The organism is Enterobacter sichuanensis, from assembly GCF_002939185.1.
GTDB classification, from domain to species: domain Bacteria; phylum Pseudomonadota; class Gammaproteobacteria; order Enterobacterales; family Enterobacteriaceae; genus Enterobacter; species Enterobacter sichuanensis.
This window is the reverse complement of the sequence record NZ_POVL01000149.1, coordinates 1-1,128: the sequence shown is the minus strand read 5'-3', so window position 1 is coordinate 1,128 and position 1,128 is coordinate 1. Positions and strand designations below refer to the sequence as shown.

The following is a 1,128-nucleotide window of genomic DNA, read 5'->3' as shown; positions in this document are numbered from 1 at the left end:
CAAACGCGGCCATAACAGCGGAATGACACCGGTAAACCGAATGGCAGGAACAGGAGAGCGCACGAGGGAGCTACCAGGGGGAAACGCCTGGGATCTTTATAGTCCTGTCGGGTTTCGCCACCACTGATTTGAGCGTCAGATTTTCGTGATGCTTGTCAGGGGGGCGGAGCCTATGGAAAAACGGCAGCTCCGCAGCCTTTTGCTGCCCCGCTTGTCATGCCGTATGTCTTTGCTCTTATCCGTGTGCAGGTAACGCCCGCCGCAGACTCACGGCAGGAGCGTCAGCGACCGAGTGAGCGAGGAGGCGTCATATCACCGTAACCTCCATTTTCTCCTGTACGCCCTGCCGCTGCATTTTTCCCCTGCCACATGAAGCACTTTCATTACGTGTTACTCATCCGTAACATATTAAGCCAGTATACACTCCGCTAGCGCTACGTGACTGGTTCAGGGCTGCGCCCCGAAACCCGCTAACAATCTCTCAGCTACTGGATATCACCCCATGCCATCTGAGTATGATGAACAACGGGATGCGACTGATGCTCCGCTTCCCGGCGAATATGACGTTTTTGATTTAATGGCGCAGGTTACTGAAGAGAACCTGCACGCCCCTGTGGATTCCGGGCCGCCTGTCGGCCGGGAAGCGTTATAGCTTTTTCGCTTGCCCGCGTACGCGGTAATACGCCGGTATTACATTTTATTTCTTTATTTTCATGTAATTACAGGTGATTGTAATACGTTGCGTATTACATGAATAAACGGAGATTTCAGTTTTTACCTTTTAATTCATGCAGTTGCGATGAAAATCGCGGCTGCGTTAGGTGTATGACCATTTAAGGGGCAAAAAATTATCATTCTGGCCGGGTGTACTGCGCAGGTTAAGGAGCATTGGTGACGAAAAAGCGTCTTTAACTGCTTCGTTCATGCTTGCATGAACGGATTATTTTTCCGGACTACAGGCAAACTACAGGAAGACTACAAAAGTTGATGATTTAATCCTGATTTTTAGTGCGATGACTACAGATAAACTACAAAATAACTACAGGATTACCTCAGATCCGTTCTCTGAACCATTTGTACATCCGACCCCCTTACCGGTTTACACTGAGCACAGATGCTCTGAGGGCC

The 1,128-nt window shown here is 49.5% G+C and carries 1 protein-coding gene; it reads left to right on the top strand.

All coding sequences use genetic code 11. The annotated features are described in order from the left end of the window. Positions 1–502: 502 nt before the first annotated feature. Positions 503–652: a hypothetical protein gene (locus tag C5687_RS24940; RefSeq protein WP_166479530.1), complete on the top strand. Its 150-nt coding sequence runs from the start codon at positions 503–505 to the stop codon at positions 650–652. Positions 653–1,128: the final 476 nt, after the last annotated feature.

Excerpts from the sequence above, each read along its gene's own strand:
- C5687_RS24940 (WP_166479530.1), top strand. The coding sequence starts at position 503 with ATGCCATCTGAGTATGATGAACAACGGGATGCGACTGATGCTCCGCTT.